We start from the raw sequence: 25,592 nt of genomic DNA on the forward strand, positions 1-25,592 counted from the left end.
GATTTAACTGCTGCTGGGAACACTTTCCCCGTCGCCTTTAACAATTTCGGTTCAGGTGCTGGCGGTTACAACTTCACCACTCCTGTCTTGTTTACCGGAGATGCGACTGCTAACAGCGTCACTGGTACTGAGTTTGCTGACATCTTCAGCGGCGGTTCTGGTGCCGACATTTTCGACGGCGGTTTGGGTAACGACAGCATTTCCGGCGACGATGGTAATGACAGCCTCTTCGGCGGTGGCGGTAGCGATACTCTCAACGGCGGCATCGGTAATGACACTTTAATCGGTGGTGGGGGAACCAATGTTCTCAACGGCGGTGCTGGTTTGGATGTGTTTGTGTTCAGCGGAACTACTGCTGGCGGCGGAGATGTAATTACCAATTACAGCATTACTGATGATGTAATTAACCTCGACAAAACTGGTTTTGCAGCCTTTACAACCGGATCTGGGCCTTTGGGTTCGAGTTTCTACGCTTACAGCAGCACAGTGTCTGATGTAACTGTGTTTGAAGCAACTTTAACTGGGCCGTCCATCATGGCTATCTACGACGGTTTGTCTGCGTCTACTAAGCTGTATTACGATAGCAACGGTTCTACGGTTGGTGGTAACAGTTTGTTTGCCACTGTCGATGTCAATTTGGGACCGACCGGTAATACTGAATTGTTCTTGTTCTAAACGGCAAGAATCCTAATCGGGATATCGGCGGTACGGTTAGGGACACGGCAAGCCGTGTTCCTACAATAAACAGGTAAGGACACAGCAATGCTGTGTCCTTTTTTGTGTAGCTGTGTCCTTTTTTTGGTAATTGTTAAACAATAAAACACTGATATTCGGGTAGGGTAAGGATAAAGACAGGGCACTGCCGTTTCCCTACAGAAGGATATGCGGGTACAGTTGTAGCGGGCGATCGACTCTTCAACCCGCGCAGGCGGGTTTTGTCTGTATAGAAGCGGTTTTAACCGCCCGGTCTTCTGCCACCATTTGCTTACTTTGCTTCTAGTCGCTGCCGCCATTTGCTGCTAATAACATCAATCACCGTGACTACTACTAACAGCACTAACATCATTGTTGTTGCCTTATTGTATTCAAAAGACCTGATATAATTGACCAATTCAAAGCCAATTCCGCCAGCGCCGACTACTCCCAAAACCGAAGCCGCCCGGATGTTATACTCAAACATCCACAGCGTATAACCCAATCCTAGGGGTAATACTTGCGGAAAAATGCCGTATTGTGCAACTTGCAGCCAAGATGCACCTGCCACTTGCAAGGATTCGATCGATCGCGCTTCTACCGATTCGATCGCCTCCTGATAAAATTTAGCAAGATAGCCGATCGTATAAATTCCCAGGGCCAAAGTACCCGCCGGCGCGCCCAAACCAGTAGCCGCTACAAACAGCAACCCCAGCACAATTGAAGGAACAGAACGCACCGCATTTTGCAATAAATTAGCCAGCCATTGCAGCCACGTTGGTGCTATGTTGTGGGCGCTGCAAATAGCAACTGGCACGGAAATAACTGCCCCAATTGTGGTTCCCCAAAGTGACATTTGAACTGTTTCGATTAAAGCCTTAATTGCTACGTCTATAATTTCGAGGTTCGGCGGCCACAAGCGCGAAATAAAATCAATCATGTAAGGCCAACTGCTGGCTAGGGTTGCTGCATCAATTTCTAGTCCCCGCAGCGCCCAACCGTAAATTACAATTAACCCTGCTGCAATACCAAGGTTCTTGATCCAGCCATAATTTTTTGAGAAATTACTTGATTTTTGTTCGCTCATTTGCGTGTGTTTTGAGATTTATGTACAGCTATTTTTTTGTTTTGTGAAGGGGCTTTTTTTTAATGAACCGCCGAGGGCGCAGAGGGCACAGAGGAAGAGTGGAGAAGAGAGGAGTTCACACTGCTATTTTCGGATGTGTTAATTTGCTAAATTTGTCGGAGAGGTTGTGGCATTTGCCATCATAGACTATCTGACCGGCATCAAGGATGATCGCCCTTTCTGGATAAGTGGTGGCCATTCCCAAGTCGTGCAATACTACAACTATTGTCATTCGTTGTTCTCGGTGCAGTTGAGCGAGGATTTCCATTACTTGTTGGGCTGCAATGACATCTAATCCGCTGGTAGGTTCGTCAGCTAGTAAAATCTGTGGAGATTGAATTAAGGCGCGGGCGATGGCGACTTTTTGCTGCTGTCCGCCGCTGAGTTGTCCGGTTTTTTGATATGCTAGGTCTTTAAGTCCGAAGTTTGCTAGTAAGTCAAAAGCTCGATCGCGCTTTTGCTTCGGAAAACCCCACAGTGTCTCCCAAGTATTTAAACTTCCCAAGCAACCACACAGCACATTGTCGATCGCCGTGGACTGTTTTACCAATCCGCCACCTTGAAAAATCAAGCCGATATCGCGCCGAATTCGCCTCAGCGTGCGCGGATTTATGACTGTATCGTTAATCCGAATTTCTCCGGTTTGGACGGGAACTAACCCGACAAAAGAACGCAACAGCGTGGATTTTCCCGCACCGTTCAAACCTAGCAGCGCCACAAATTCGCCTTGTTTAATTTGGCAATTAATCCCGTTCAATATCGGGCGATTTAGCGATGGTGAATAAGCTGTTTGTAATTGGCTGCATTCAATAGTCATGGCAGATATTTATTAACAAATTTGGTAATTAATTTAATGCACCAACGGTAGGGACACGGCGCCGTGCCCATAGGTGTCAAATTAAGACTAAAACCTTTGATAAATCTCGTTTTTACCGCAGTCTAGATCCCCCTAAATCCCCCTTAAGAAGGGGGACTTTGAGTCAGTTCTTGTCCCCCCCTTCTTAAGGGGGGCTAGGGGGGATCTAGATTTAATAGTCAAACAGCAGTCTCTGACTGGGTTTGATGTTAAGTTGACACCAATGGGCATTGCCGTGTCCCTAGGAATTTTAGGTGCTACTTTTCAGAATTAGTATTAGATTACGGCTCTAATTTGGCGCGCTGCAAAGCTTGACGCAACGTTGCTAAATGGCTGGTATGATCGACTTTTACCAAGCGCTGGGAATTGTACAAACTGCGGAACAATTGATTGTTTGCAGGTTCGTTCATTTTCATGAAGGCATTAATAACCTTTTCTCGCATAGGTGCAGGAATGCGATCGTCAATCACAATTCCGTGGGCGGGAACTCCGGAAACTTGTTGCAGCACTCGCAACTGCTTGCCTTCTGCTGCTGTGATCCAAGGCGGTAGCAAAGCGTATTCCGAGACGGCTGCGACTTCTGCTTGACCTTTTAACACTGCTTGCAAAGCGCTGCTGTAACCGTCGCCGTAGGTGACATTTCCGAAGAAACTTTCCAGTCTATCCGGCCCTGAAACTAATCCTTGGCCTACCAATTCCCCGACTGGGAAAATAAAGCCCGAACCGGAAGTTCGAGAGGTAAAAGCCATTTTTTTGCCTTTCAATTGTTCGAGAGTTTGCTTTGCCGAACCTTTCGGACGCAAAGGACTGTCTTGGCGCACTACAAACACTGAATCATAGGTATTTCCGCCGGAATAATCGCTGCGAACTTCTGCTAAATACATCTGCGCTTTAGCTAATTGTTCTGCTTTTAATGCCGCGCGGCCTGCTACGAATGCCACATCTGCTCTGTCGGCTCTCAAAGCTTCTACAGCGGCGGTTTCGTCGCCGATGACTGCTTCTACGGGCATTCCCATTTCTTTGGAAAGTATTTGCCCTACTTGAGTGGCTTTATTTTGCAAATCTGTAGCATCTCTGCGATTAGCAAAGACGATTCTAATGCGATTTATAGGAGCTTGTGCTCTTAAATCTCGATCGCCCTTTGGTGTTGTTTGGGCGATCGCCCGCTGTCCCAGTCCAACTGCATTCGCCGTCAAACCCCCTAGCAGCAACAATCCTGCGCTAGCACCTGCTAGCACTTTTAACTTTGTATTCATTAATCGCTCTCCTATGGCAGTACAAACGCAACTTTACCTTTTGACAGTAAATTGCAATAATTGTGAGTTTAGTGTAAAGCTTTTTGAACAATTAATCGCAACAGCTAATGATAAAAATTTTTAATAAGTCTATAATCAAAACTTATAATTTCACGGTAGGAGTGAAGCGGGCAATGCCCACCCTACAAATAGAGTCCTCGATCGCCCAAATCTAAAATCTATGAGTGCCCACTTCTGTGCCCAAAATCCCTTGTCAGTCAGTTTTGTCGATGTGGAGGCGGCGGCAAAGCGCTTGCAGGGCAAAGCTTTCAAGACGCCTGTGCTGACTTCGGAAACTTTCAACAAACGCACAAATTCTCAGGTGTTTTTCAAGTGCGAGAACTTTCAGCGCACGGGTTCGTTTAAATTTCGGGGTGCTTGCAATGCTTTAATGCAGCTATCTGAAGCCGAAAAACAGCGGGGAGTGCTGACTTTTTCTTCGGGAAATCACGCGCAGGCGATCGCCCTTGCGGCACGGTTGCTAGAAATTCCTGCTACTGTTGTCATGCCGGCAGATGCGCCAAAAGTCAAGCAAGAGGCGACTCGCGGCTACGGTGCAGAGATTATTTTGTACGATCGCACTCAAGTTTCCCGCGAAGAGTTAGCGGCTAAAATTGCCGCAGAACGGCACTTGACAATTATTCCTCCTTACGATGACGCGTGGGTGATTGCGGGACAAGGTACGGCGGCGATGGAATTAATCGCAGAAGTTGGGGAGTTGGATTTGCTGCTGGTTTGCTGCGGCGGCGGGGGTTTGCTGTCCGGGTGTGCGATCGCAGCAAAAACTTTGTCTCCGCAGTGTAAAGTAATAGGAGTAGAACCCGAGCAAGCAGACGATGCGGCGCGATCGTTCCGCACGAAAACGCTGCAAACTGTTACTAACCCGGATACGATTGCTGATGGTGCGCGCACGCCATCTTTGGGGAAATTAACCTTTCCTTTGGTGCTGCATTATGTGGACGATATGGCAACAGTTTCCGAAGACGCAATTCGCCAGACAATGTTTTTTATGTGGGAACGCCTGAAGATAGTTGTGGAACCGACGGGAGTGTTAGCGGCGGCGGCTTTGTTCGATGGAGTTGTGCAGGCTGAAAATGCGAGGATTGGCGTGATTGTCAGTGGGGGAAATGTGGATTTGAGGGAAGTCAATAGATTTTAGATTTTAGATTTTAGATTGAATAATTTATGTAGCAGATTCTCTGATAAAATGCTTGCAGAGCAAACTTTGATAACACAGCACAATGTCTTCAGAAACAAACTCAGCGGCTCAATCTACAACTGGTGCAGATGCGATCGATGTTGCGATCGCCTCTGGAATCGACTTTGACGGTACTCCGATTCCGCAAGCAAAATTAGACCTCTACAAGCAAGTGATGAGATTAGAAGCCGGCAGACAGCGCAGTGGCGTGTCAAATACAATGCGATCGCGCATTGTCCGAATCGGTGTCAAACATCTGCCTCAAAACGAGCTCGATAAAATGCTAGTTGCTGCTGACTTCGCACCGCTGAAAGATAAAGAAGTTGCGTTTTATTACGGCGGAAAGTAAAAATTATCTACCCTTCTAGACAGATGAACAGTCATCACTGGATCGGTCAAACTTGGAACAAATCCTAGCAGAAGGTCAGTTTATGAACACTAACGGTAGTACAGTCATCAGCAACCTCGAGTACGATTTGTTAACAGTTTTGCAAAACAAGTCCGAAGCTTTGAAAGCCTACGAAACTTACATGAAAGATGCTCAGGAAATGGGTTCTCAGCCTTGTGCTGAACTGTTTCAAAAATTGCAGCAAGCTGACATGGATCACGCGCAGGAAATTCGGCAGCACCTTCAACAGGTAATGCAGCAAGGCAAGATGTAAAGCTGGTGCAACTCGCTCTGCAAGTTATGAGTTATGAGTTAGGAGTTAAGTAGCAGCTATGAGTTAAAGAGTTTTGGATTCATAACTCATCTTCAATTCCTTAAACTCTTTCTCTACCGAGCGCTCAAAACATCAATCTGACCGCTCAACCAATGTCGCTTAGAACTCTTAATTCATAACTAGCAACTCGTGACACCACTTCTTGAAACTTCAGCGACGGCTAGGGACTTAGGCTTTGCTTAAGTCCTTACCTATCTAGTGGTACAGGTTATAAAATCTCCGGTTTCAAAGCTCGTTCCATCAGCGATAAAACAGCTTGTTCAGGAGTAATTTCACTATTTAATAAGCGATAAACTTGACGAGAAACAGGCACTTCAATGCCGCGTTGATTAGCCAAATTAATCAAAACATTAGTAGTATTGACCCCCTCAGCCGTGCTCTGCAATTCCTCCAAAATTTGCTCTAATGATTTGCCTTTAGCTAATCCGAAACCAACCCGATAATTGCGCGATAAAGGGCTGTTGCAAGTAGCAAGCAAATCTCCTAAACCAGACAAACCGTAAAAAGTTTCTGCGCGAGCTCCCAAACGAACTCCCACCCGAATCATTTCCGGCAAAGCGCGAGTTAGTAAAGCAGATTTCGCATTAGTTCCTAATTGTAAACCGTCGCAAACACCAGCGGCGATCGCAAATACATTTTTCAAAGTTCCACCTAACTCAGTCCCCAGCGGGTCTTCATTCACATAAACTCTAAAAATATCGGAACTGTAAATATTTTGCACTTGCTTGGCCGCTGCTAAATCCGAACTCGCCGCTACCGTTGCAGCCGGCAAGCCCTGCTGAACTTCTTCCGAAAGATTAGGGCCCGAAAGTACCACAATTGAATTGTTAGGAAAAGCATTTTGCCAAATTTGAGACGGAGTGCGCGTACTCGCGGGGTCTAAACCTTTGGTGACAGTAACTATAATTGTACTGGGACTTAACTCTAAAGCCAAAAGTCGATCGACTGTTGCGCCCACCCCTTTCATCGACACTGCCGAAACAACAACATCCGCACCTGTTATAACTGATTCTAGATTAAAAGAACTGCTGCGCGACCACAAATTAACTTGAGCGCCTTTTTTGCCTCCCAGATTTGCTAGTGCCGAACCCCAAGCACCTCCGCCTAATATTGTCAAGTTTGGCATAGAATTTAGTTTAGTTTAATGAATTTAACCACAGATGCACGCAAATTAACGCAGATAAATCATAGCAATTAATCTGCGTTAATCCGCGTACATCTGCGGTTAACAAATCCTCACCCTACAAACGCGGACGCAATCCATAATGACGGTAACGCCAATAATCGCGCAAAATGCGATCGTGATCGAAACATAATTGATGGGGAATCTGCCAAGATTCAAAAATCTGTAAATTTTTAGCATCATCGGCGGCTTGAGGTTCGCCGATTGCGGAAGCCAAAAATACAATACTGATCGTGTGTTCGCGGGCGTCGCGATTTGGGTCGGAATAAACGTAAAATTGCTCAATTAATTCTACATTCAAGCTTGTTTCTTCTAAAGCTTCCCGTTTTGCCGCCGTTTCTACCGCTTCCCCGTAATCTACAAAACCGCCGGGAATTGCCCAGCCGTAGGGAATATTGCGGCGTTCGATGAGTATGATCGGCCGATGGGGGCGATCGGCTAATTCGATGATAATATCAACTGTAGGAGCGGGATTTCGATAAGTCATACCATTTTAGATTAAAGAATTGAAGGATTTAGCATCGTTGCAGTTTAACTGTGGAACGGGCCCCGAGCCGGTTGCAGTTTAGCTGCAAAATGTGCGATCGACCTCACCTACAGTTCTACAATATACTTGCATATAATGTACGGATTGCGATCGCAGACCAAAAAAAGAGATTGAAACTATGCCTAAGTGGCTGGGAAAAGTTTTATGTATCGGTGCAGGTACTATCTTCCTACTAGGTGGGACTGGATACTGGTACGTCTTTATTGCCGGAGCACCTCAGTTAGACCCTCCCAAAATCATAGCCGATGCCGATTTAAAATTTGAACTAAAAACATATCAAAGTGCAGCGATGAATTCAGAACGCACCTACGGCTTAATTTTGCCGCCTGGGTACGCAAACAATCCCAAACAGCGCTATCCAGTGATTTTTTTGCTGCACGGCGGGCACGGAGACGCGCGCGCTTATCAAGACAAAGCTGCTGTTACTTCTGTGCTTCACGATTTATATAAAAGCAAAAGATTGCCGCCATCAATTGTAATTACTCCTGACGGGAACGACAAGCGAGGTACGAGTCCTTTGTGGGATCCGCAGTATTTTGACGGGCCGAACGGTAAGGTTGGAAGTGCGATCGGCTCCGAGTTAGTCGCAATCGTAAAATCGCGCTACAGAACGCTGGAGGACCCCAAACTCTGGGCAATGGGAGGACAATCTTCAGGGGGCTGGGGAGCTTTTAATATCGGTTTGCGCTACTTGAATAATTTTAATATTCTGTTCAGCCACAGCGGTTATTTTACAGATCAAAGTGGCAACGCTAACAGTCCTAAATATTTGGTGGAAAAACTTCCTGTTAAAGATAAACAGCAGTTGCGTGCTTATTTGGATGCGGGGGAAGAAGACGAAAAATTTCTGGCTTCAACTCAACAGTTTCACGAGCAATTAAACAGTTTGAGTATTGCTAACGAGTTTAACAAATTTCCGGGAGGACACGGGATTGTCGGCCCCGATGTCGGTTGGAATTATTGGCACAAGCATTTAGCCGATTCTTTGAGTTATGTTGGAAAACAGTTTAAAATATCACTGGCAACACAGAAAAATTAGAAAGGTCAACAGTGTTACCCCAAAAAACTAGGATTGGACTCTGGACTGCATCATTTTTAACCGGATTGGTAGGAGTTATTAACCTGCTGTCTTCTGTAACTCCCAGTTTACCCGATCGCCGAAATTGGTTGGAACCGTTTTTTCCTTTTCCGGTGCGTGCGGGCGGGCATTTTTTTGCAGCAGTTATCGGATTTATGCTGCTAACTCTGGCAACTAATTTGTTGCGGCGCAAGCGGATTGCTTGGTTGGTGACGGTGGGATTGTTAATCGTTTCTATTGTAATTCATTTAGTCAAGGGGTTGGATGTTGAAGAAAGTTTGCTTTCTGCGGTGCTGCTGTTTCACTTGTTGGTGATGCGGAAGACCTTTACTGCTAAATCCGATCGCCCTTCAATTGCTCAAGGAATCCGGGTTTTGCTAGGGGCTTTGCTGTTTACGCTGGCTTACGGGACGGCAGGTTTTTACATTCTGGACGGGCGTTTTGAAGTTAACGAACGAGCGGTTAATTTCGATTGGGATGATGCTATATTCCAGACTTTTGCAATGTTTTTTACGGCGGACAATGCCGGGTTGGTTCCGAAAACTCGGTTTGCGAACTTTTTTGCGGATTCGATTTATGCTGTAGGTACGGTAACGCTTAGTTACGCACTTTTGATGCTGCTGCGGCCGGTGCTGCTGCGAAATTCGGCAAGTATTTCGGAACGGAATAAAGCTCAAGAAGTTGTAGCAAAATACGGGCGGACAACCCTAGGGAGACTGGCGTTGCTTCCGGATAAATCTTATTATTTTAGTCCTTCGGGAAAAAGTACGATCGCCTATGTGCCGAAAGGTAGAGGTGCGATTGCTTTGGGAGACCCCATCGGGCCTGCAGAAGACCGTAAAGAAGCAATTCTAGGGTTTCAGGAATTTTGCGATCGCAATGATTGGTATCCAGCATTTTATCAAACTTTGCCCGACGAGCTAGAAATGTATTCTACTCTCGGTTTTCGAGTGGTGCAAATTGGCGAAGAAGCTATTGTTAATCTCAAAAATTTTACTCTCAAAGGCAAGAGCAATCAAAACTTGAGAACTGCTATCAACAGACTTACAAAAGCAGGTTATCAAATCGAATTTTACGAACCTCCTTTAAGTTCCGAATTGATGCGGCAAATGAAACTCGTGAGCGATGAGTGGCTGCAAATGGTTCAGGGTGCGGAAAAAAAGTTTTCGGTGGGTTGGTTTGACGAGGCATATTTGCGGGAAACTCGCGCCGTAGCGATCCACACTCCAGACGGTAGAATTAGTGCTTTTGCTAATATGATATCGGCGGCCAATCAAGTAGTGGGAGTTGATTTAATGCGACGCCGGACTGAGGTGGAAAATGGCACGATGGAGTGTTTGTTTGCTTCGATGTTGCAGCATTGTCAAGAATTGGGATATGAAGAATTTGATTTGGGTTTGTCGGCATTGGCGGGAGTTGGAGAAGCTGAGAAAGGCGGGCGGTTGGAAAAGGTTTTAATTTATCTTTCGGCTCACTTGAGCAAGTTTTATAATTTTAAGGGACTGCACAGTTTTAAAGATAAGTTTGGGCCGCAGTGGGAACCGCGTTATTTTGTATATCCGAGTTTGGGGAGTTTGCCGGATGTTGTGGTTGCTTTGATTCGGGCCGATTCGGGCGATCGACTTTTGGATTATTTGCGCCCGGGAGGGTAGAAACGTTCGGCCACGAATTCGCTTTCTTCGGATGTAACGGATGGATCAACTTCCCGGCTCTTCCTGGGAACAGATACCCAGAGGGAAGAGCCTCTTTTGGGAATCGGAGGAGGCAGAGCCGGGGAACGACCAACATTCATGCTAAACCGCGAATTAGTACGCGCTGCTTTTGCAAAACCTCTGCATAAAGCTTTTCCAACTCAGTAATATTCTGACTGAGAGTGTATCGCTCCATCGCCCGTTGGCGTGCTTTTTGACCAAGGAGCATTCCCAACTCAGGATGATCGCAAAACAGCGGCAGCAAGGTTTGTAACTGACTCCGTACCCGCTGAGTGTTCAAAACTATCCCCGCGCCTTCCTCCAATGCCTCGCCGTCAGCACCAGCATCGGTTGCTAAACAAGCTAAACCGCAGGCCATCGCTTCTAGCAGCGACAGCGAAAGTCCCTCCACCAAAGAAGGCAAAATAAATACGTCTGCACCCCGCAGAATTTCGATCCGGCGTTCCTCCTCGGCAACAAATCCGAGCCACACAATGCCATCATCTTCGCCGTAAAACAGTTGCAGCGAGGTGGCTAGGGGCCCGTCACCTACGATCGCCAACACGTTGCCTCGGCCAAAATTGCACTGTTTCCATGCCTTGAGCAGGGCCTCGACATTTTTCTCCTGGGCAATGCGGCCTTGGTAAACAAAAATTCGATCTGCCTTTAATTCCGACTTCAACCCCGAAGGCCCTGGAGAATATTTAATAGCATCCACGCCGTTGGGAATCACAGCCACCCGTTCCTGTGGCACTCCCAACTTGACCAATATATCCCGCTGAATCTGAGAAAAAACGATCGTTGAGTCGTAGTTAGCCAAAAACGGAGCGTAAAGTTGATACATCAGGTGTTGGGTTCCCGATGTCAAATTCCGCAATTTGCGATCGAACGGCGGGTGAAAAGTTGCCACCAGAGGCAAATTCAATTCTTGGCAAATTTCCGGTAGCAGAAAGTCTAGAGGCGAAAGCGTCAGGGAAGCGTGAACAACATCGGGTTTGAGCCGCCGCAGAGATTTCATCAGCACTGTGCGGGACTTGAGAGTGGGAATCGTATAAATTTGCGATTTGTAGTGACAGGGTAAAGAGACTTCGTTGCAACTCGCGGGCGAGAGCGAATTGGTATATGAGGTTTGAGCAATTCCCTTTCCCCATAAACCATTTGCCATGCTCCACGCCGTATTGTCCCTGTCCAGTGGGCCAGCTTCTTGGGCAAAGTGCAGGAAACTAACCTGGTATCCCCGGTCTAATAGTGCGTTGGTGACTTCCCTGGAGTAAGTGACGTTACCGCAAAAAGGTGATTTTTTTCCTAGCCAAGCGATGTGCATTCCAGTAAATCAGAGTTTGTTATTTTATGGGAGTCGATCGACTTTGCTATTACTGCTACGGAAAATATACCAGGTTAAGACACCCCCAGCCATCGCTAATCCTGCTAAACCCAAAAATACTGTCGGCAAACCCAGAAATGTTTCCGCTACCCCGGCCAAAGCCAACGGTAAACTCAAAGCGATATTAGTGGCATTGTTTTGCAGCCCGAAGACTTTTCCCCGCATTTCTTCTGGAGTTTCTGCTTGAATTGTAGTCTGCATCGGCACTCCCACCAATGAGGCAAATAAACCCAACAGGGTAATGAACAGCACCGATAGCCACAAATGGTGTGTAAATGCAGAAAGGCCCATCAAAGCAAGTGCCATGCCGATTGATCCGATTAAACTCAGTTGGGAGTGAGAAAATTTATGACCGAGATAACCGACTGTCGCCGCCCCACCAGCCATGCCAACGCCCACCGCCGCCAGCAAAAAGCCAAATTGTGATGCTTTCATACCGGGAAGGATTTCTGCCAGCCGCACCGCTAGAACTGCCAAGGCTGCAAAAATGGAAAAGAGAATAATTAGTTGAATTAAAGCATTGCGGACTTTCGGTTGATCATTGATGTAACGCAGGCCATCTCGCAAATCTGCTAGGGGGTGTGGCGCTTCGTGTTCGGCATCGTTTTTTTCGCCTGTTTTCATCGACAGCAACAGCACTCCGGCAAAGGCGTAACTTCCGCCTACTACTAATTCTTTGCCAATACCGAGTCCGCCACCGAGGTTGGAAAATACGGTGTCCGCTAAAGCTAGTAAGGGTTCTCCGACTGCAAAGCCAATAATCACCGACCCCATCATGGTTGTGGTGTAGAGGGAGTTTGCCGATAGCAGGTGGCGACGTTCCACAATTAGGGGAATCACTGACTGTTCTGCTGGGGCGAAAAATTGAGTTAGGGTCGAGACTAGGAAGGTTACTAGCAGCAGCAAGCAGAATCCGAGCGGCAGTTGACCGAGTTCCCACCCGTCAGAGAGCCACAGCAGTACGGGCAATGTTAAAACAAAGCCTCCCCGCAGGAGGTTTGTGGCTACGAGCACTGCTTTTTTCGACCAGCGATCGACATACACGCCTGCGGCGGCCCCGAACAGCACTGCGGGAATGGTAAAGGCGATCATGATTGCCGATACCCACCTGCTGATGGTTTGATCTGGCGCTTGAAAGCGGCTGGCCACGAGGGCGATCGTCAGTACGAGATAAACTTTATCTGCTAGTTGGGAGAAAACTTGCCCGCTCCACAATGCTAGAAAATTTGGGTTTTTGAGCACTGGCAGAAATCCCGTTTCTTTTTCGGGAATTTCGGCTACTGCTTCGGAGACTTCTGCTGTTGGCACCGGGGGAATTGCTTCGGGTTGTGGGCTTTTGCCGTTGCTTGACTCTGTTTGTGGAGTTGTGGGGTATTTATCCATTTCTGGGTCTGGGACGTTGCTCCATTGTCGATCGGCCAAGGCGGGTTCCGAGCGAAAATCGGGAAAATTTTCTCGTTCTTCCATTTTGTGGTGGGTAACAGCTAAAACAGATATTGTCAAATCAGAATCAGACAGTCGCATCATAGGATTTAGGGTGAATAGCCTGGGATGGTGGAGGTTGGGGGGATGTGAATTTCAAATTGAGGTGTTAACCCCTAAGTTTATTAATAATCTCGTAAATTTATCTCTATCTATTATCTGATGTCGCAACAACCTTGAGAATTTACTTGAAATTGCCGACAGGTTCGGGTATCCCCCCGGCTGGGGGTGCGATGTACGATCGCCCCTTCACCTCTTTAAGTCAACACTCAAAATTTAAAACTCAAAACTCTCTAAGTAGGTATCGATCGAGCTTCCCGATCTAATCGTGCAACCTAAATGATACTGGGCATATTGTCGCAAAATATTTTCTACTGATACCCAAGTTGTTTGATCGGCAATCCCCTCTCCTAATTCTGGACTAGCCAACTGTTGCAGCGCTGCTAATTCCTTAGCATTAATCTCGAAGTTTGTCAAGTGTTTGCTGCTATCCATTTGGCGGGAACGGGAGGCGGATTTGTACAAGCTACCGATTTGTGAAGAGAGTTCTGCCTCTAAGTTAGCTAGTTCGGACAAGCTGAAGGTTCCCCCAGAGGGTATACTAAACCCGGTTTGCCAGTTCGGATCGGTGAAATTAGGGATCAGCGGGTGTCTGGTGGCGCAGCAGACTTGGACTTGGGGCGCGAGGCCGGCTAAGGCTAGCAGGTGAAAAATGCCGTGGCTGAGGTGGGCGACAAGCACGGCGGCGGATTGGATTTCTGTGCGATCGGACAAACGCTCCAAACGGCTCAAATGTTCGCCCAGCAACCAAAAGAGTTCTTCTTGGGGCTCGTCGGAAAGGGCGCTGGCGATCGCCAATTCGGCCAGATATTGCGCGGCGGAGAGTTTCCCGAGGTTGCGGCTCAAACCCGGATGGGATTGTACGGTGTCGGCTTGGGTAATTTTGTCGAGCGATCGGCCTTTGGCAATTAGCAATTCGTTGACAACAAATAATTCGCTTCTACCGCCGATGGTCGATCGTTGTTTCCGAACACCCGGTGCTACGGCTCGAATTAAGCCGAATTCCCGCGTCAAAATTGTCAGGACTCGATCGGATTCGCCGATGGGCGCACTCTTGAGATTGATTCCAGTTGCTTTGTAAGTTCTAATCATTTGTTAGTTGACTGTTGACTGTTGGCTGTTGACTGTTGACTGTTGGCTGTTGGCTGTTAACCTTTAGCTTTTTGTTTTAGTGAGTTAAGATAGGCATTAAGTTTTGGTGAAAGTTCATTCAATAACGTATGCAATCCATCGCTCTGTTCTTGAGTTAAAAGATTGTGAACACAGGCACTTTTTAACCAGTGTATTGTTTAGTTTAATGAACCTCTGGCAAATTTTACGAAACGCTGATTATTTTGATAACTATGGCGTCCATGTCCTTCAAAAATATTAGCACCAACACTATCTATCAGCCAATCTCGCGATTTGTTTATCCCTCGTATCCTTCGTAGACTCGTCCCATTCTTTAACAATAAACCATATTTTGTTTGAAACTTTTTTCGCTAATTTATAAACTTCTAGCCGGTAAAATTTCTCCATATTAACTCCTTTAAACCATTGACTATCAACAATTGATTAATGACCAATGAATATAAGTCAACAGTCAACAGTCAGCAGTCAACCGTCAACAGTCAACAGTCAACAGTTAACGATTGTCTAAATTATCGCGCTGGCGGAGTAATTCCGGGCCGCGAGAAGTCCCCAAACGAGTAGCACCAGCTACTACCAAATCTAGAGCTTGTTCGTGAGTACGAATTCCGCCGGCCGCTTTAATCCCAATCCGTCCCTTCGTAACTTCCTTCAGCAGTCGCACATCGTCAACTTTCGCCGGGCCAAAAAAGCCCGTGTTGGTTTTGATATAAGCCACACCTGCTTCCATACAAATCTCAGCCGCTAATTGTTTTTCGGCATCGGAAAGGAGAGAACTTTCGATAATTGCTTTGATGGTGAGATTGGTTTCTTCGCAAATTTGGGCTAATTCCCGGTGGAATTCGTCGATTCTTCCAGCTTTCAACAATCCTAAGTTAACGGAGACATCTAACTCTACGGCTCCATTATCTGCTGCTTCTAGAGCTTCGTAAACTTTCACCGTTGAAGTCGAAGCACCGGTGGGAAAACCTATAACTGTACAGACTTTGGGACGTTTGCCGTGCAGCAGCTCAACTGCTTGTCTGACGTAGGCGGGATACACGCAAACTGTGACAAAGCCAAATCTCTCTGCTTGTTGGCAACAGTTTTCTACTTGCTCTGGCGTAGCGGTGGGGTCGATCAGGCCGTAGTCGATCAAGGGGGCAATATCGATGTCTGCCTGGTTTGCAGCCATTGCTGTTTTTTCTCCGAAGTAACTACTTCCTTATTATGTAGCGAATTTACCAATCTTCCACCGAAAGCAGCCCGGGTACAACCCCTCTGAATTCATCCGTGAGGTCGCTTTCTCCAATTCTCCAATCGATTGACTTTACTCCGACCCCGACTGAGTACAAATACTCGATGTGCTGGTAAAAACTCTGGTGGGAAGTGGTTAACAAATTAATTTCAAAAAAACAATATTTTGGTATCTGCCTTAAGATACATTTTGGATCTTTCTTTAGGTATACTTTGTTAACAAGAGTTGCGGTAGAGCCTGCGTCAGCTACGCTATGGCAGAGCCTGGTAGCGTCTACTGTTTTTACTCTTAGTAGTGCTTTAAAAACATAAAAGCCAGTGCCAAGCATGAATCATTTAGAACTCGAACAAGAAATTGGGAAAATGGCTATAGCGATGATGAGTCGCAATAGTTTAATTGGTAAAGATTTGATTGCGGATCTCAGAGGGCGGCTGTCTGTTGACAGTTTAGCTGCTTTGATGATTGTCAGTATGGAGCGTTTGATTTGGTCTGACTGCGAGTCCGTGATCTGGAGTTTGAGTTATTTGATTCCTGCTGACGTGATGGAAGAAATTCGCCGGATTACTGCGCTGGTTGTGTGCCAGCGGTTGATAGGCAAGGGTTTTGTGCTGGGGAAAGATTTTAGTATTGATGGAACAGGCCAGTTGATGTTGAGTGAGAATGCTAAAACAGCGGTTGTGGTTGCTTGAACTGGGCAAGCAGAAGTTCGAGCTATTAGCAGTATGAGATTTGCAGTTGGACTTTGGGCGCTCTAGCACTCTTTGTGTAACTGCAAACCTAATTTGGGATGCGGTAATAGTGGCGTCATTCAGGCTGATTTGATATTCGCAGCAGCTTCAATAAGCGATGAGTGCGGTTAGCTAAAAGAGCTTTTTACCAGAGGAAAATAGTTAGTTTCGACGGCAAATTGTTGAGGTTGTTACTGGTCGTATGTACGGGCGATCGCCCTGTATCAAAAGTTTCGGATTTTTAGTGGAATTACAGTTTTACTCCAGGTATGGTTTCATGTAGAATCATCCTTAAGATAGATACGAAATATTATGAACTTAATTCAAAACTTGGAAGCGGCTTGGTACTACCACCTCGGTTCGCGTCACCTCGAAGCTAACGATGATCATGGTGCTCTGGCGAACTTTAACAGAGCTTTGAAGTTGCAATCAGATCATTATAAGGCTTGGTTCGGGCGAGGTATGGCTCTGGGGAAATTAGAACGGCACTTAGAGGCGCTGAAGAGTTTTGATGAGGCCTTGGCGGTGGAGCCGAATGCGAGCTTTGGCTGGCACAACCGGGCTATTGCTTTAGGAAAGTTGGGCCAGTGGTTGGAGGCTCTCAATAGTTTTGACCGGGCTCTGGAGTTCAGTCCGTGCGCGGCGAGTATTTGGCACAACCGGGGACTGACGCTGATCGATATGGGGCTTTACGAGAAGGCGGTTCTGAGTTTTGATCGCTCTTTAAATTTGTACCCGGAGGCTGCTTGGGCGTGGTACAACCGAGGTAATGCTTTGTTGGAACTCAAGCTTTACTATCAGGCGCTCAACAGTTTTGAGCGGGCGATCGAGTTTAACCCTGACGACGCGAAGGCTTGGTACAATCGCGGTATAGCTGCGAACTCTATGGGACTTTACAAACAAGCAGTGGCTAGTTTTAGCCGATCGATGGCTCTGAAACCGGGCAGAGCCGAAGCTGTGGGCGTACGGAGAGTAGCTTTGGAGAAATTAGTAGGTTTAAATCAGAGAAATGGCAAGTTTACTCCCACATCTGAGCTTCCCTTTGAAGATTATTTGATTTGGTACAACCGGGGTGTGGAATTGGCGCGAAAAGGCTGCTACTCTGAGGCGATTGCTTGCTACGAAACAGTTTTAGAAATAAATCCTGATTTTGCTAATGCTTTTTACAATAAAGCTTGCTGTTATGCACTACTGGGGTTTGCTGATTTGGCCCTTGACAATTTGCAGCGGGCTGTTGAGTTTATCCCTAATTTATATCGAGAGCTAGCTTTAGCTGACTCGGATTTAAGCTGCATTTGGAAACAAGAACGTTTTGAAGCGCTGATCCAAGGTTGATGTTACGCAAAAAACAGCTCGCCAATGGGGCGAGCTGTTTTTTTTGGGCGGTGCAAATTCGATCGCCCTCAAGGGTATTTGTGCAATCTTTGCTATTGCACAGAAACTCGGATTGAGGACTTGACCGGCCTCTTGGCAACTACGATTACCCGGTAGATACCGGACTCGGGGAGTTGAGCAAAAGTTTGACCTTCGCCTTGATCCAGGAGTGATCCCGACGGAGATTGGATCGCCAGATCTAGATTTTTTTTGCTAGCTGTCACCCTGATTGTCTGCCCCTGCTTGCCTTGAACCGTGATGGGCTGGATTTGGTAGCCGGACATTTTGAGTTTGACTGTGGCTTGTGTTTCCTTGAATGCTATGGGAATTGCGCGATCGGGCCTATAAGTCCACTTGGCGTTAAAGTCGCGTCCGAGTACGAAGCTGCTGGTTTCACCTTTCGGGGTAACTCGCACACGGTAGATGCCGGACTCTGGCAACTGGCCGATCCACTGATTATCTGTTTTTTCAATAACCCCCATATTTTCACCGTTGGGACTGTACAGTTCGGCTGTCAGTTGTCCCGCCCACAGGGAGAGAGTCAGTTCCCGCCCTTTAACGCCTTCAAAAATATAGGTGGTGGGTTGGTTTATGGTTTCTCGAATTTCGGAACTTGACATTCGCTCAATGGGTTCGAGCTTTGGAACCGATTCAGAGGTAACGGGTTTGTTAAGGGTTTGTGTAATTTCCGAGGCAGCCATCAGCTCGCTCGGTGCAATTTTGGGGGCTACTGGGCTGGCAAATACTGATTTTGCCGTCATCATGAGTAGCATTCCAGTCAGTAAAATTAGTTTTTTCATGTCGCACTTCCGAGGGGGGTAAGGAATTGTATATGGTTACTTGTGTTTGCCTGTTTTCACCGGATTAAATCTGGCGATCGCACAGAGGCTACAGCAGTATAGAGGATACACATAAATATCCCGTAGTTGCACAAAACCTGATGGTAGCAGATTGGCAGTGCGGCCGCTAAGTAGTCGCCTCTGTTTTTCGAGACATTTCAATGATACTACCTACGCATAATATCATCAGAGAATATTAGTCATTGGGTTGAGGAAAATTAAAGCTGTTTCCGAGAATCTTGCTAAAAAAATGTCTACGCCCAAAAAACGCCGTGTCGGGGATTCTGCCTCTGCCTTGCTACTAGAAAACTGCTAGCACCCCCACAGGGTGACAGCCCCTAGTCTTACTTTGTTTTTGACGATCGACTAATTATGTAGAGTTCCATGCAGACCGCACCTTACCATAGTCGTAGCGTGTCAAATCACTTTTTACTTTTTGTGTAACTCTTGATCTTCTAGGGTTTGTAGGGGCGGATTTAGTGAGTATCTCTGATAAAAATCACATCTTGCATTATTTTCCATAAGTCTTAGACGGGTGGACCACAAAATCCCAACCCCTACTCCGCACAAGAAAACTCACTATTTGTGGAACAGGTGGAAAACCCTGGCCTTGATAATGGTGCAAAATATCAGATATAAACCAGTTTACCACTGCCAAACCCGCCCTACCAGACGAGGTTAATTTGTACTACGAACCTGCCAGGATTTTCAGGTAAGCTTCTACTGTATTGGACAAGCCCATTTCTAGGGCTTCAGCAATTAAAGCATGACCGATCGATACTTCTAATATATCAGGAATAGAGCAAAATTTAGCTAAGTTTTGCAAATTTAAATCATGTCCGGCATTCACTCCCAAACCTGCTGATTGAGCGGCTTGAGCTGCTAAGACATATTGTTGAAAAACAAATTCTACTCTACCTTCGCGAAAAGCACTCGCGTAGGGTTCCGTGTACAATTCTACTCGGTCTGCTCCAACTTCTTTTGCGAGCGGCATGAGAGCAGCATCTGCATCCATAAACAAGCTGACTCTGATGCCGTTGTCTTTTAATTTTTCAATAATGGGTAAGAGCCGATCGCGATTTTCGGGAATATCCCAACCGCTATCCGATGTTAGCACGTCGGGAGCGTCCGGGACTAAGGTACACTGAGCCGGTTTTACGTCGCAAACTATATCCATAAATGGCGGCTGAAACGGATTTCCTTCGATGTTGAACTCGACGGTTAGCATTTTGGCTAATTCGTAAACATCGGCAGCTTTGATGTGCCTTTCGTCGGGGCGGGGATGGACTGTAACGCCATGAGCTCCGGCAGCAATTACTGTTTTTGCGGCTTCGGTAACGCTGGGGATGCCGATGTTTCGAGAGTTTCTGAGGAGGGCGATTCTGTTGATGTTGACGCTGAGTTTTGTCACGGGATGTTACTCTTTAAGGTTGATGCTACTATATTAATCTCTTTCGGTACGAAACCTGGAGCCTATTGCGGTAGTGTTGGGGTGTTATCAAAGTAAAAATTAGCTTCTGCAAGGGGCAAGCTTTCTGCAAAAAAAGCCTCCGCTATTTGCTGTTTTGCTGCCAAATCTTCAAGGTTGGCAATGCAGAAAAGCGGTGTGATGCGCTCGACTATTTCCGGCGGAAAGTCTCGGCTGAAATATTTGAGTTCAAAGTCGTATCTGTGGGGACGGTAAATCATTCCCAGCAGTTCGACTAAGGGTAGAAGCGTCCAGTTGTGATAGTTGCCGATCGCATCTACTAAATGTCCGCGATAAATCTCTTTTTTTACTAGAGGTTGCAGCAAATCGAAACGGATTTTAATTTCGTTGAATCTGGCTAGCATTTGGGAAAAATGCTTGTTTGTATCCAAAGGAAGGGGTACAATTAGATTAGCTTTGTCAAAGGCGATCGGCACTTTCCCGTGTCTCTCTATTTCCAGAAAATCGTTGCGGCTGCTGCGCCGGAAAACCGCAAAATCAATTAGCAAAAACGGCGGGGTTTCTTTGAGCCGCCAGAAGCACTGCGATTGACCGTGCCAAGCGGGTTCGGGAACTCGATATTTGAGTTCGATTTCGGCAATTTCGGCGAGGGCTTTTTCAACAATCTCAAATGTTTCTTCCACGCAGTTATCTTCAACCACAACGGCAATATCGAGGTCTGACCACTCGTCGGTGTATCCGTGGGCTGCTGAACCTCCTTGCCACAAAGCGAGAACAAAATCTAAAGGTTGTAAGGTAGAAACAATCTTTTCGAGAATGATTTGTCTCATGGAATCAAGCTATACTGTTTGTTTTCCCTGGCTTGCACAAGTTTAACAAACGATCGCGTGTTGAGATTGCTCCGCGACAGTTCTCCGAGGAGTTGCTAATGCTTCCGGTTGTGCACTGCTGCCACAAATTACACGGGAATCTGCTAGGGAAAGCCAGAATCTTTGGGAAAGTGCGATCGCCCGCGATTGAAAATCAGCCTTATATTGTCAGAATCAGAAACTTGCCCGCTGTCCGGTAACATGAGAAAGGATTAATTTTTAACAGCGCGGCATGGCTACTATTTGGGAACTCGACTTTTACAGCCGTCCAATCCTAGACGAGCGAGAGAAAAAAAAATGGGAAGTGTTGATCTGCGAAAGCCCGCTGAATGTAGGCGACAAAGCCGAATCTCTGTTTCGCTACTCGCAATTCTGCTCCAGTTCTACCGTGAATTCCCTGTGGCTGGCTGGCGCACTTAAAGAGGCGATCGCCGCAGCACCGAAACGACCCGAAAAAATCCGCTTTTTCCGCCGCCAAATGGGGAACATGATTACCAAAGCCTGCGAGGATTTGGACATTCCCGCCGCCTGCAGCCGCCGCACCCTCGCCCTTAGCCTGTGGCTGGAAGAACGGATGCAAGACGTTTATCCCGCCGAACCCGGCTATCAAGCGGTTGTGAACCCGAGCGTTCAATTTGTACCTGAAACGCCAGTTGCGCTGCCGGATGCTTTAATCGGCGAAAAATGGACGTTTGTGAGTTTGCCGATCGCAGCTTTTGACGAAATGTCCGAGTGGGATATCGGATTTGGCGAAGCTTTCGGACTGCCGATGACACGCCTCGCCCCAGAAACGCAAATTCCGGGACTAATTATCTACTCGTCGAGAGCAACAGCTTTGGCAGGTTGGATGTCAGGGTTGGAGTTGGCTTTTCTGAAATTTGAGAGCGGCCCACCCGCTAGGCTGGTATTAGATACCGGAGCTAATGATCGCTGGATTTTAGCTAATCTCAAAGACGCAGCAACTGAGAGAGAAGCGAAAGGATTTGAAGTCGCGAAAAAACAAGCAAAACAAGTACATTTCTTAGCAATTCAGTCGAATGCCGAATCGGAATCTTTTGCAGGGTTCTGGCTGCTGCACGAACTAAATATTTAGTCGCTCGTTGGGCAATAACTGATATCGGGCAGCATTCTCAATCAGATTTAAGCAACCGGGTTTTTTCAGGAAAAATCTCGGCTTTTAGAGCTGGATCGCAGCAAAAAAGTCGGTTTCTGACCCCGCCCAAAAACGGATACCGTGCCACGTAATCTTGTCGTGGAGAGCTCAAAATTTTAGATTATAGTTAAAGCTCCCAGATTCATTTGTGGAGTTAATCTAAAATCTAAAATATAAAATCGACTGACGCCATTGGCAGGATGCAAACAATCACAAATGCGTAGAATCTTATTATCGCCCATTGCACCAGTTTCCCGAAAGAATCTAAATGTAGGCCCGTGAACCCAACCGATATCCCGTAAGTCATTGCCAATTCTTTAATCGAAAATCGAAAATCGAAAATCGAAAATGGTATTACCGATCGCCCATTACCAACCATCGACAACAATGACCAATCACCAATCAGCAGAACAACTGTTAGAACTAGCCACCAAAGCAGGTGCAGAAGCTGCTGAGGTATTGGAATCGCAATCGCTCTCACGGCCGGTCTTTTTTGAAGCAAACCGCCTCAAACAGCTAGAAACCGCCCAAGCAGAAGGCATTGCACTGCGGCTGTGGCGGGATGGGCGACCGGGTTTGGCGGTGGCCTACGGGCCTGTGGAACTGCAAATTTTGGTGGACAGGGCGATCGCACTTTCGCAACTCAACGAACCGGAAACCATCGAACTCGGCACCGGTGAGAAAGTTGTTTATCCCGATCGCGGAGTGTCGGTGCCGGCCGAACAGCTAGTAAACTGGGGAAAAGAGGCGATCGCGATCGTCCGCGAAGCCTATCCCGAAAGCCTCTGCACCGCCGAACTCGACTGCGAAATCGAAAGCACCCGCTTGGTGAACACCAGAGGCTTGGATTCCAGTCACACCGACACCACCCTCAGCGGTTACTTATCAGCAGAATTAGTGCGGGGCGAAGATTTCCTCAACATTTGGGAAGGCGAAACCGAACGTGGCACCCTCGACTTAAACACTAGCGCCAGGCGAGTTTTGCAGCGTTTGGAATGGGCGAAAGACAATGTAGCCCCCGCCACGGGCCGCGTGCCGGTGCTATTTACAGCCAAAGCCGCCGATTTACTGTGGGGGACTGTCTGTGCGGCTTTGAACGGCAAACAGGTACTCGAAGGCGCTTCGCCTTGGAACGATCGTTTAGGATCGCAAGTGACATCGCCGCTTGTCACCCTCTCGCAGCAGCCGGATATCGGGCCCTATAGCTGTCCTTTTGACGACGAAGGCACTCCCACTCGGGCGATCGTCTTTATCAACAGCGGAGTGTTGCAGCTATTTTATACCGATCGCACCACCGGTCGAGCCTTGGGCAGTGGCACCACCGGCAACGGATTTCGCCCGGGTTTGGGCAGCTATCCGACGCCGAGTTTGTTCAATGTTTTGATTAAACCTGGTTCGCTTTCGCTAATCGATTTAATCGCTAAATTAGACGACGGAATTGTAGTCGATCAAATGCTTGGCGGCAGTGCTGGAATTTCCGGCGATTTTTCAATTAACGTCGAGCTCGGCTACCGAGTCAAAAAAGGTCAAATAGTCGGCCGAATCAAAGACACAATGGTAGCTGGCAACGTCTACAACGTCCTCAAACAATTAGTAGAATTGGGAGGAGACTCCGAGTGGAATGGTTCTTGCCACACACCATCTTTAATTGTAGAGGGATTGTCCGTCATCGGCAAGAATTAAAGTCATTTGGCAGTTGTTAGTAGTCCTCCATCATTAGTTAACAGTTAACAGTCAACAGTCAACAGTCAACAGTCAACAATTCCCAATTCCCACACATAATATGCGTATTTGTTTTATCGGCGATTCTTTTGTAAACGGTACTTGCGATCCCAAATGTCTCGGTTGGACAGGACGGATTTGCGCTGCCGCTTGCGGACAAGGACACGATATTACCTACTACAATTTAGGAATAAGGGGAGAAAACAGTGCCGATATAGAAACTCGTTGGTTCAACGAAGTTTCTGGCCGCTTACCTCACTACACCGACGGCAGAATAGTATTTTCCTTTGGTGTCAACGACACTTACCTAGAAAACGAAAAAATTCGCATAGAAGTTGAGAAATCAATTGAAAATGCCCGCTCTATTCTCAGGTCAGCCCAAAATATATTTCCAGTATTAATGGTAGGGCCACCGCCAGTTATCGATACCGATCGCACAAGGCGGATTGCCAACTTATCCGAACAGTTTTCCCAAGTTTGCAACGAGTTAAATGTGCCTTATCTAGATGTTTGCACCCCGTTGCAAAACTCGGAAATTTGGCATAAAGAACTTAGCGAAAATGACCTTGCCCATCCCCGCGCCGCCGGTTACGCTGAATTGGCTAAAATAGTTCACAATTGGGATGGTTGGAAAGCGTGGTTTAAAAATATCAATATATCAGATCAAGAGACAGTCACGCTGTTCCGAGCCGTCGGCAAAAAAGAAATGGAACTGATTAAAGAAAGCGATTTTCTGGCATTTCCGCCACGCTTATCCTTTCAGCCTACTTTTTTCCCCGTAGTTCACAAAGCCTATGCCATACAAATCGCGCGAGATTGGAATACAAGAGATGCAGCATCGGGATATTTCGGGTATGTCACTCGCTTTCGGGTTGCTGCAGAATTCTTAAAAAAATATCCCGTACAAAATGTGGGCAGTTCGATTCACCAAGAATATTGGATTCCCGCAGAAGAATTGGTCGAATTTAATCGCAATATTGTCGGAAAAATTGAAATTTTTGCGGAATATCAACCCTAAACTAGGAGCGAAATATGCTAGAAATTAATCAATTTGAAGTTGTGAGTTTGGACTGCTACGGTACTCTGATAGATTGGGCAAGGGGGATATTGCCCGCCTTGAAAAACTTGCTATCAAATCTGGAAATAGATTTCAGCGATGACGGCTTTTTAGAGCTTTTTGCTGCATGGGAATCCGAACTAGAAAACCAGAATAACCCTTATATAAGATATCGCAATATTTTACAATAAAGAAATAGTGAAAAAGTTCGGTAAGAAATTTACTTTTGCACCGACACAAACAGAAATAAATTGTTTGGTTGATTCTATCAAAAATTGGCAACCATTTCCTGATACAGTTGCAGCTTTAACAGCACTCAAGCAGAAATACAAAGTGGCCGTAATTTCCAATATTGACGATGACTTCTTTGCTGCTACAGCCAAACACTTAAAATTTGAATTCGACTGGTTGATTACGGCGGAAAAAGTACGATCGTACAAACCGTCAACTCGCAACTTTGAAATAGCCCTAGAAACAATGGGAATTTCTACTGACAAACTCCTGCACGTTGCTCAGAGCATCTATCATGACATTGTACCCGCCGCATCCATGGGAATCTCAACGGTTTGGGTAAATCGCAAACACGACAAAGCAGAATTTGGGGCGACACTGCCGGCCAGCGGCCAGCCAGACTTGGAAGTGCCGGATTTAAAAACACTGATCGAGGCTATAAGATAAAAAAATCGCAGATTGATATCCAATCCCGTAGCATCGGAATTACAGCAGATTTCAGGTAAGTAT

26 protein-coding genes are annotated in these 25,592 nt (G+C 46.6%); 13 read left to right on the forward strand and 13 right to left on the reverse strand.

Translation table 11 applies throughout. The annotated features are described in order from the left end of the window. A partial coding sequence (locus QT996_RS14345; RefSeq protein WP_333047285.1) for a calcium-binding protein occupies window positions 1-675 on the forward strand: 675 nt, incomplete at its 5' end. Between the two features lie 310 nt (window positions 676-985). On the opposite strand, the gene phnE is transcribed toward QT996_RS14345, so the two are convergent. The 3 genes from phnE to QT996_RS14360 form a co-directional block, all read right to left on the reverse strand. After that, a complete protein-coding gene (phnE, locus tag QT996_RS14350; RefSeq protein ID WP_333047287.1) occupies window positions 986-1,780 on the reverse strand; it encodes a phosphonate ABC transporter, permease protein PhnE in 795 nt (264 codons plus the stop codon). 115 nt (window positions 1,781-1,895) lie between these two features. Then, window positions 1,896-2,636 carry a phosphonate ABC transporter ATP-binding protein gene (locus tag QT996_RS14355; RefSeq protein WP_333047289.1) on the reverse strand — a complete coding sequence of 247 codons (741 nt, stop codon included), beginning with the start codon at window positions 2,634-2,636 and terminating at the stop codon, window positions 1,896-1,898. Window positions 2,637-2,956: 320 nt separating this feature from the next. Then, window positions 2,957-3,931 carry a PhnD/SsuA/transferrin family substrate-binding protein gene (locus QT996_RS14360; protein WP_333047290.1) on the reverse strand — a complete coding sequence of 325 codons (975 nt, stop codon included), beginning with the start codon at window positions 3,929-3,931 and terminating at the stop codon, window positions 2,957-2,959. A gap of 220 nt (window positions 3,932-4,151) precedes the next feature. Here QT996_RS14360 and QT996_RS14365 point away from each other — a divergent pair, with 220 nt between their 5' ends. The 3 genes from QT996_RS14365 to QT996_RS14375 all read left to right on the forward strand — a co-directional run bounded on the left by QT996_RS14365 (window position 4,152) and on the right by QT996_RS14375 (window position 5,830). Beyond that, window positions 4,152-5,129 carry a threo-3-hydroxy-L-aspartate ammonia-lyase gene (locus QT996_RS14365; protein WP_333047291.1) on the forward strand — a complete coding sequence of 326 codons (978 nt, stop codon included), beginning with the start codon at window positions 4,152-4,154 and terminating at the stop codon, window positions 5,127-5,129. An 82-nt stretch (window positions 5,130-5,211) separates the two neighbouring features. After that, the gene (locus QT996_RS14370) at window positions 5,212-5,517 is read left to right on the forward strand and encodes a small RNA NsiR4-regulated ssr1528 family protein (RefSeq protein ID WP_333047292.1); all 306 of its coding nucleotides are present in this window, start codon (window positions 5,212-5,214) and stop codon (window positions 5,515-5,517) included. Window positions 5,518-5,599: 82 nt separating this feature from the next. Then, window positions 5,600-5,830 (forward strand): hypothetical protein, encoded by a 231-nt coding sequence (locus tag QT996_RS14375; protein WP_333047293.1) that lies wholly within the window; start codon window positions 5,600-5,602, stop codon window positions 5,828-5,830. 268 nt (window positions 5,831-6,098) lie between these two features. Here the strand turns inward: QT996_RS14375 and QT996_RS14380 are convergent, their stop codons facing one another. Further along, window positions 6,099-7,016, reverse strand: coding sequence for an NAD(P)H-dependent glycerol-3-phosphate dehydrogenase (locus tag QT996_RS14380; protein WP_333047294.1), 918 nt, complete (start codon window positions 7,014-7,016; stop codon window positions 6,099-6,101). Between the two features lie 115 nt (window positions 7,017-7,131). Beyond that, window positions 7,132-7,560: an NUDIX hydrolase gene (locus QT996_RS14385; RefSeq protein ID WP_333047295.1), complete on the reverse strand. Its 429-nt coding sequence runs from the start codon at window positions 7,558-7,560 to the stop codon at window positions 7,132-7,134. A gap of 178 nt (window positions 7,561-7,738) precedes the next feature. Here QT996_RS14385 and QT996_RS14390 point away from each other — a divergent pair, with 178 nt between their 5' ends. Next, entirely contained in the window at window positions 7,739-8,659 is a 921-nt protein-coding gene (locus QT996_RS14390; RefSeq protein ID WP_333047296.1) for an alpha/beta hydrolase-fold protein, read from the forward strand. A gap of 11 nt (window positions 8,660-8,670) precedes the next feature. After that, entirely contained in the window at window positions 8,671-10,350 is a 1,680-nt protein-coding gene (locus QT996_RS14395; protein WP_333047297.1) for a phosphatidylglycerol lysyltransferase domain-containing protein, read from the forward strand. A 136-nt stretch (window positions 10,351-10,486) separates the two neighbouring features. Here QT996_RS14395 and QT996_RS14400 read toward each other — a convergent pair whose 3' ends face one another. The 5 genes from QT996_RS14400 to deoC form a co-directional block, all read right to left on the reverse strand. Next, a complete protein-coding gene (locus tag QT996_RS14400; protein WP_333047298.1) occupies window positions 10,487-11,713 on the reverse strand; it encodes a glycosyltransferase family 4 protein in 1,227 nt (408 codons plus the stop codon). A gap of 24 nt (window positions 11,714-11,737) precedes the next feature. Next, window positions 11,738-13,300 (reverse strand): MFS transporter, encoded by a 1,563-nt coding sequence (locus QT996_RS14405; protein WP_333047299.1) that lies wholly within the window; start codon window positions 13,298-13,300, stop codon window positions 11,738-11,740. Between the two features lie 231 nt (window positions 13,301-13,531). After that, window positions 13,532-14,407: a DNA repair protein RecO gene (recO, locus tag QT996_RS14410; protein WP_333047300.1), complete on the reverse strand. Its 876-nt coding sequence runs from the start codon at window positions 14,405-14,407 to the stop codon at window positions 13,532-13,534. 197 nt (window positions 14,408-14,604) lie between these two features. Next, window positions 14,605-14,766 carry a four helix bundle protein gene (locus tag QT996_RS28660; RefSeq protein ID WP_333172342.1) on the reverse strand — a complete coding sequence of 54 codons (162 nt, stop codon included), beginning with the start codon at window positions 14,764-14,766 and terminating at the stop codon, window positions 14,605-14,607. A 173-nt stretch (window positions 14,767-14,939) separates the two neighbouring features. Further along, complete coding sequence (gene deoC / locus QT996_RS14415) at window positions 14,940-15,617, reverse strand: deoxyribose-phosphate aldolase (protein ID WP_333047301.1); 678 nt, start codon at window positions 15,615-15,617, stop codon at window positions 14,940-14,942. A 389-nt stretch (window positions 15,618-16,006) separates the two neighbouring features. On the opposite strand from deoC, the gene QT996_RS14420 reads away from it, so the two are divergent. Together QT996_RS14420 and QT996_RS14425 are read left to right on the forward strand one after the other, a co-directional pair. Beyond that, window positions 16,007-16,369 carry a hypothetical protein gene (locus QT996_RS14420; RefSeq protein WP_333047302.1) on the forward strand — a complete coding sequence of 121 codons (363 nt, stop codon included), beginning with the start codon at window positions 16,007-16,009 and terminating at the stop codon, window positions 16,367-16,369. Between the two features lie 351 nt (window positions 16,370-16,720). Further along, entirely contained in the window at window positions 16,721-17,743 is a 1,023-nt protein-coding gene (locus QT996_RS14425) for a tetratricopeptide repeat protein (RefSeq protein ID WP_333047303.1), read from the forward strand. Window positions 17,744-17,835: 92 nt separating this feature from the next. On the opposite strand, the gene QT996_RS14430 is transcribed toward QT996_RS14425, so the two are convergent. The 3 genes from QT996_RS14430 to QT996_RS14440 all read right to left on the reverse strand — a co-directional run bounded on the left by QT996_RS14430 (window position 17,836) and on the right by QT996_RS14440 (window position 20,880). Continuing rightward, the gene (locus QT996_RS14430; protein ID WP_333047304.1) at window positions 17,836-18,582 is read right to left on the reverse strand and encodes a hypothetical protein; all 747 of its coding nucleotides are present in this window, start codon (window positions 18,580-18,582) and stop codon (window positions 17,836-17,838) included. A gap of 727 nt (window positions 18,583-19,309) precedes the next feature. Continuing rightward, window positions 19,310-20,032 carry a pyridoxine 5'-phosphate synthase gene (locus QT996_RS14435; protein ID WP_333047305.1) on the reverse strand — a complete coding sequence of 241 codons (723 nt, stop codon included), beginning with the start codon at window positions 20,030-20,032 and terminating at the stop codon, window positions 19,310-19,312. Window positions 20,033-20,094: 62 nt separating this feature from the next. After that, a complete protein-coding gene (locus QT996_RS14440) occupies window positions 20,095-20,880 on the reverse strand; it encodes a nucleotidyltransferase domain-containing protein (RefSeq protein ID WP_333047306.1) in 786 nt (261 codons plus the stop codon). Between the two features lie 271 nt (window positions 20,881-21,151). Between QT996_RS14440 and QT996_RS14445 the strand changes: the two genes are divergently transcribed. From QT996_RS14445 to QT996_RS14465, 5 genes are all read left to right on the forward strand, one after another. Then, on the forward strand, window positions 21,152-22,012 hold the full coding sequence (locus QT996_RS14445) for a Tab2/Atab2 family RNA-binding protein (protein WP_333047307.1): 861 nt from the start codon (window positions 21,152-21,154) through the stop codon (window positions 22,010-22,012). 447 nt (window positions 22,013-22,459) lie between these two features. Next, window positions 22,460-23,755, forward strand: a complete 1,296-nt coding sequence (locus QT996_RS14450) for a TldD/PmbA family protein (RefSeq protein ID WP_333047330.1) — start codon at window positions 22,460-22,462, stop codon at window positions 23,753-23,755. A gap of 100 nt (window positions 23,756-23,855) precedes the next feature. After that, on the forward strand, window positions 23,856-24,812 hold the full coding sequence (locus QT996_RS14455; protein ID WP_333047308.1) for a GDSL-type esterase/lipase family protein: 957 nt from the start codon (window positions 23,856-23,858) through the stop codon (window positions 24,810-24,812). A gap of 14 nt (window positions 24,813-24,826) precedes the next feature. Next, window positions 24,827-25,042 (forward strand): hypothetical protein, encoded by a 216-nt coding sequence (locus QT996_RS14460; RefSeq protein ID WP_333047309.1) that lies wholly within the window; start codon window positions 24,827-24,829, stop codon window positions 25,040-25,042. 7 nt (window positions 25,043-25,049) lie between these two features. Next, window positions 25,050-25,529: an HAD-IA family hydrolase gene (locus tag QT996_RS14465; protein ID WP_333047311.1), complete on the forward strand. Its 480-nt coding sequence runs from the start codon at window positions 25,050-25,052 to the stop codon at window positions 25,527-25,529. Window positions 25,530-25,592: the final 63 nt, after the last annotated feature.

This window comes from Microcoleus sp. S13C4, assembly GCF_036700865.1.
Taxonomy (GTDB): Bacteria; Cyanobacteriota; Cyanobacteriia; order Cyanobacteriales; family Microcoleaceae; genus Microcoleus.

Coding starts and splice junctions, on each gene's coding strand:
- phnE (WP_333047287.1), bottom strand. CDS start 1,780: ATGAGCGAACAAAAATCAAGTAATTTCTCAAAAAATTATGGCTGGATC.
- QT996_RS14355 (WP_333047289.1), bottom strand. CDS start 2,636: ATGACTATTGAATGCAGCCAATTACAAACAGCTTATTCACCATCGCTA.
- QT996_RS14360 (WP_333047290.1), bottom strand. CDS start 3,931: ATGAATACAAAGTTAAAAGTGCTAGCAGGTGCTAGCGCAGGATTGTTG.
- QT996_RS14365 (WP_333047291.1), top strand. CDS start 4,152: ATGAGTGCCCACTTCTGTGCCCAAAATCCCTTGTCAGTCAGTTTTGTC.
- QT996_RS14370 (WP_333047292.1), top strand. CDS start 5,212: ATGTCTTCAGAAACAAACTCAGCGGCTCAATCTACAACTGGTGCAGAT.
- QT996_RS14375 (WP_333047293.1), top strand. CDS start 5,600: ATGAACACTAACGGTAGTACAGTCATCAGCAACCTCGAGTACGATTTG.
- QT996_RS14380 (WP_333047294.1), bottom strand. CDS start 7,016: ATGCCAAACTTGACAATATTAGGCGGAGGTGCTTGGGGTTCGGCACTA.
- QT996_RS14385 (WP_333047295.1), bottom strand. CDS start 7,560: ATGACTTATCGAAATCCCGCTCCTACAGTTGATATTATCATCGAATTA.
- QT996_RS14390 (WP_333047296.1), top strand. CDS start 7,739: ATGCCTAAGTGGCTGGGAAAAGTTTTATGTATCGGTGCAGGTACTATC.
- QT996_RS14400 (WP_333047298.1), bottom strand. CDS start 11,713: ATGCACATCGCTTGGCTAGGAAAAAAATCACCTTTTTGCGGTAACGTC.
- QT996_RS14405 (WP_333047299.1), bottom strand. CDS start 13,300: ATGATGCGACTGTCTGATTCTGATTTGACAATATCTGTTTTAGCTGTT.
- recO (WP_333047300.1), bottom strand. CDS start 14,407: ATGATTAGAACTTACAAAGCAACTGGAATCAATCTCAAGAGTGCGCCC.
- deoC (WP_333047301.1), bottom strand. CDS start 15,617: ATGGCTGCAAACCAGGCAGACATCGATATTGCCCCCTTGATCGACTAC.
- QT996_RS14420 (WP_333047302.1), top strand. CDS start 16,007: ATGAATCATTTAGAACTCGAACAAGAAATTGGGAAAATGGCTATAGCG.
- QT996_RS14425 (WP_333047303.1), top strand. CDS start 16,721: ATGAACTTAATTCAAAACTTGGAAGCGGCTTGGTACTACCACCTCGGT.
- QT996_RS14430 (WP_333047304.1), bottom strand. CDS start 18,582: ATGAAAAAACTAATTTTACTGACTGGAATGCTACTCATGATGACGGCA.
- QT996_RS14440 (WP_333047306.1), bottom strand. CDS start 20,880: ATGAGACAAATCATTCTCGAAAAGATTGTTTCTACCTTACAACCTTTA.
- QT996_RS14445 (WP_333047307.1), top strand. CDS start 21,152: ATGGCTACTATTTGGGAACTCGACTTTTACAGCCGTCCAATCCTAGAC.
- QT996_RS14450 (WP_333047330.1), top strand. CDS start 22,460: ATGACCAATCACCAATCAGCAGAACAACTGTTAGAACTAGCCACCAAA.
- QT996_RS14455 (WP_333047308.1), top strand. CDS start 23,856: ATGCGTATTTGTTTTATCGGCGATTCTTTTGTAAACGGTACTTGCGAT.
- QT996_RS14460 (WP_333047309.1), top strand. CDS start 24,827: ATGCTAGAAATTAATCAATTTGAAGTTGTGAGTTTGGACTGCTACGGT.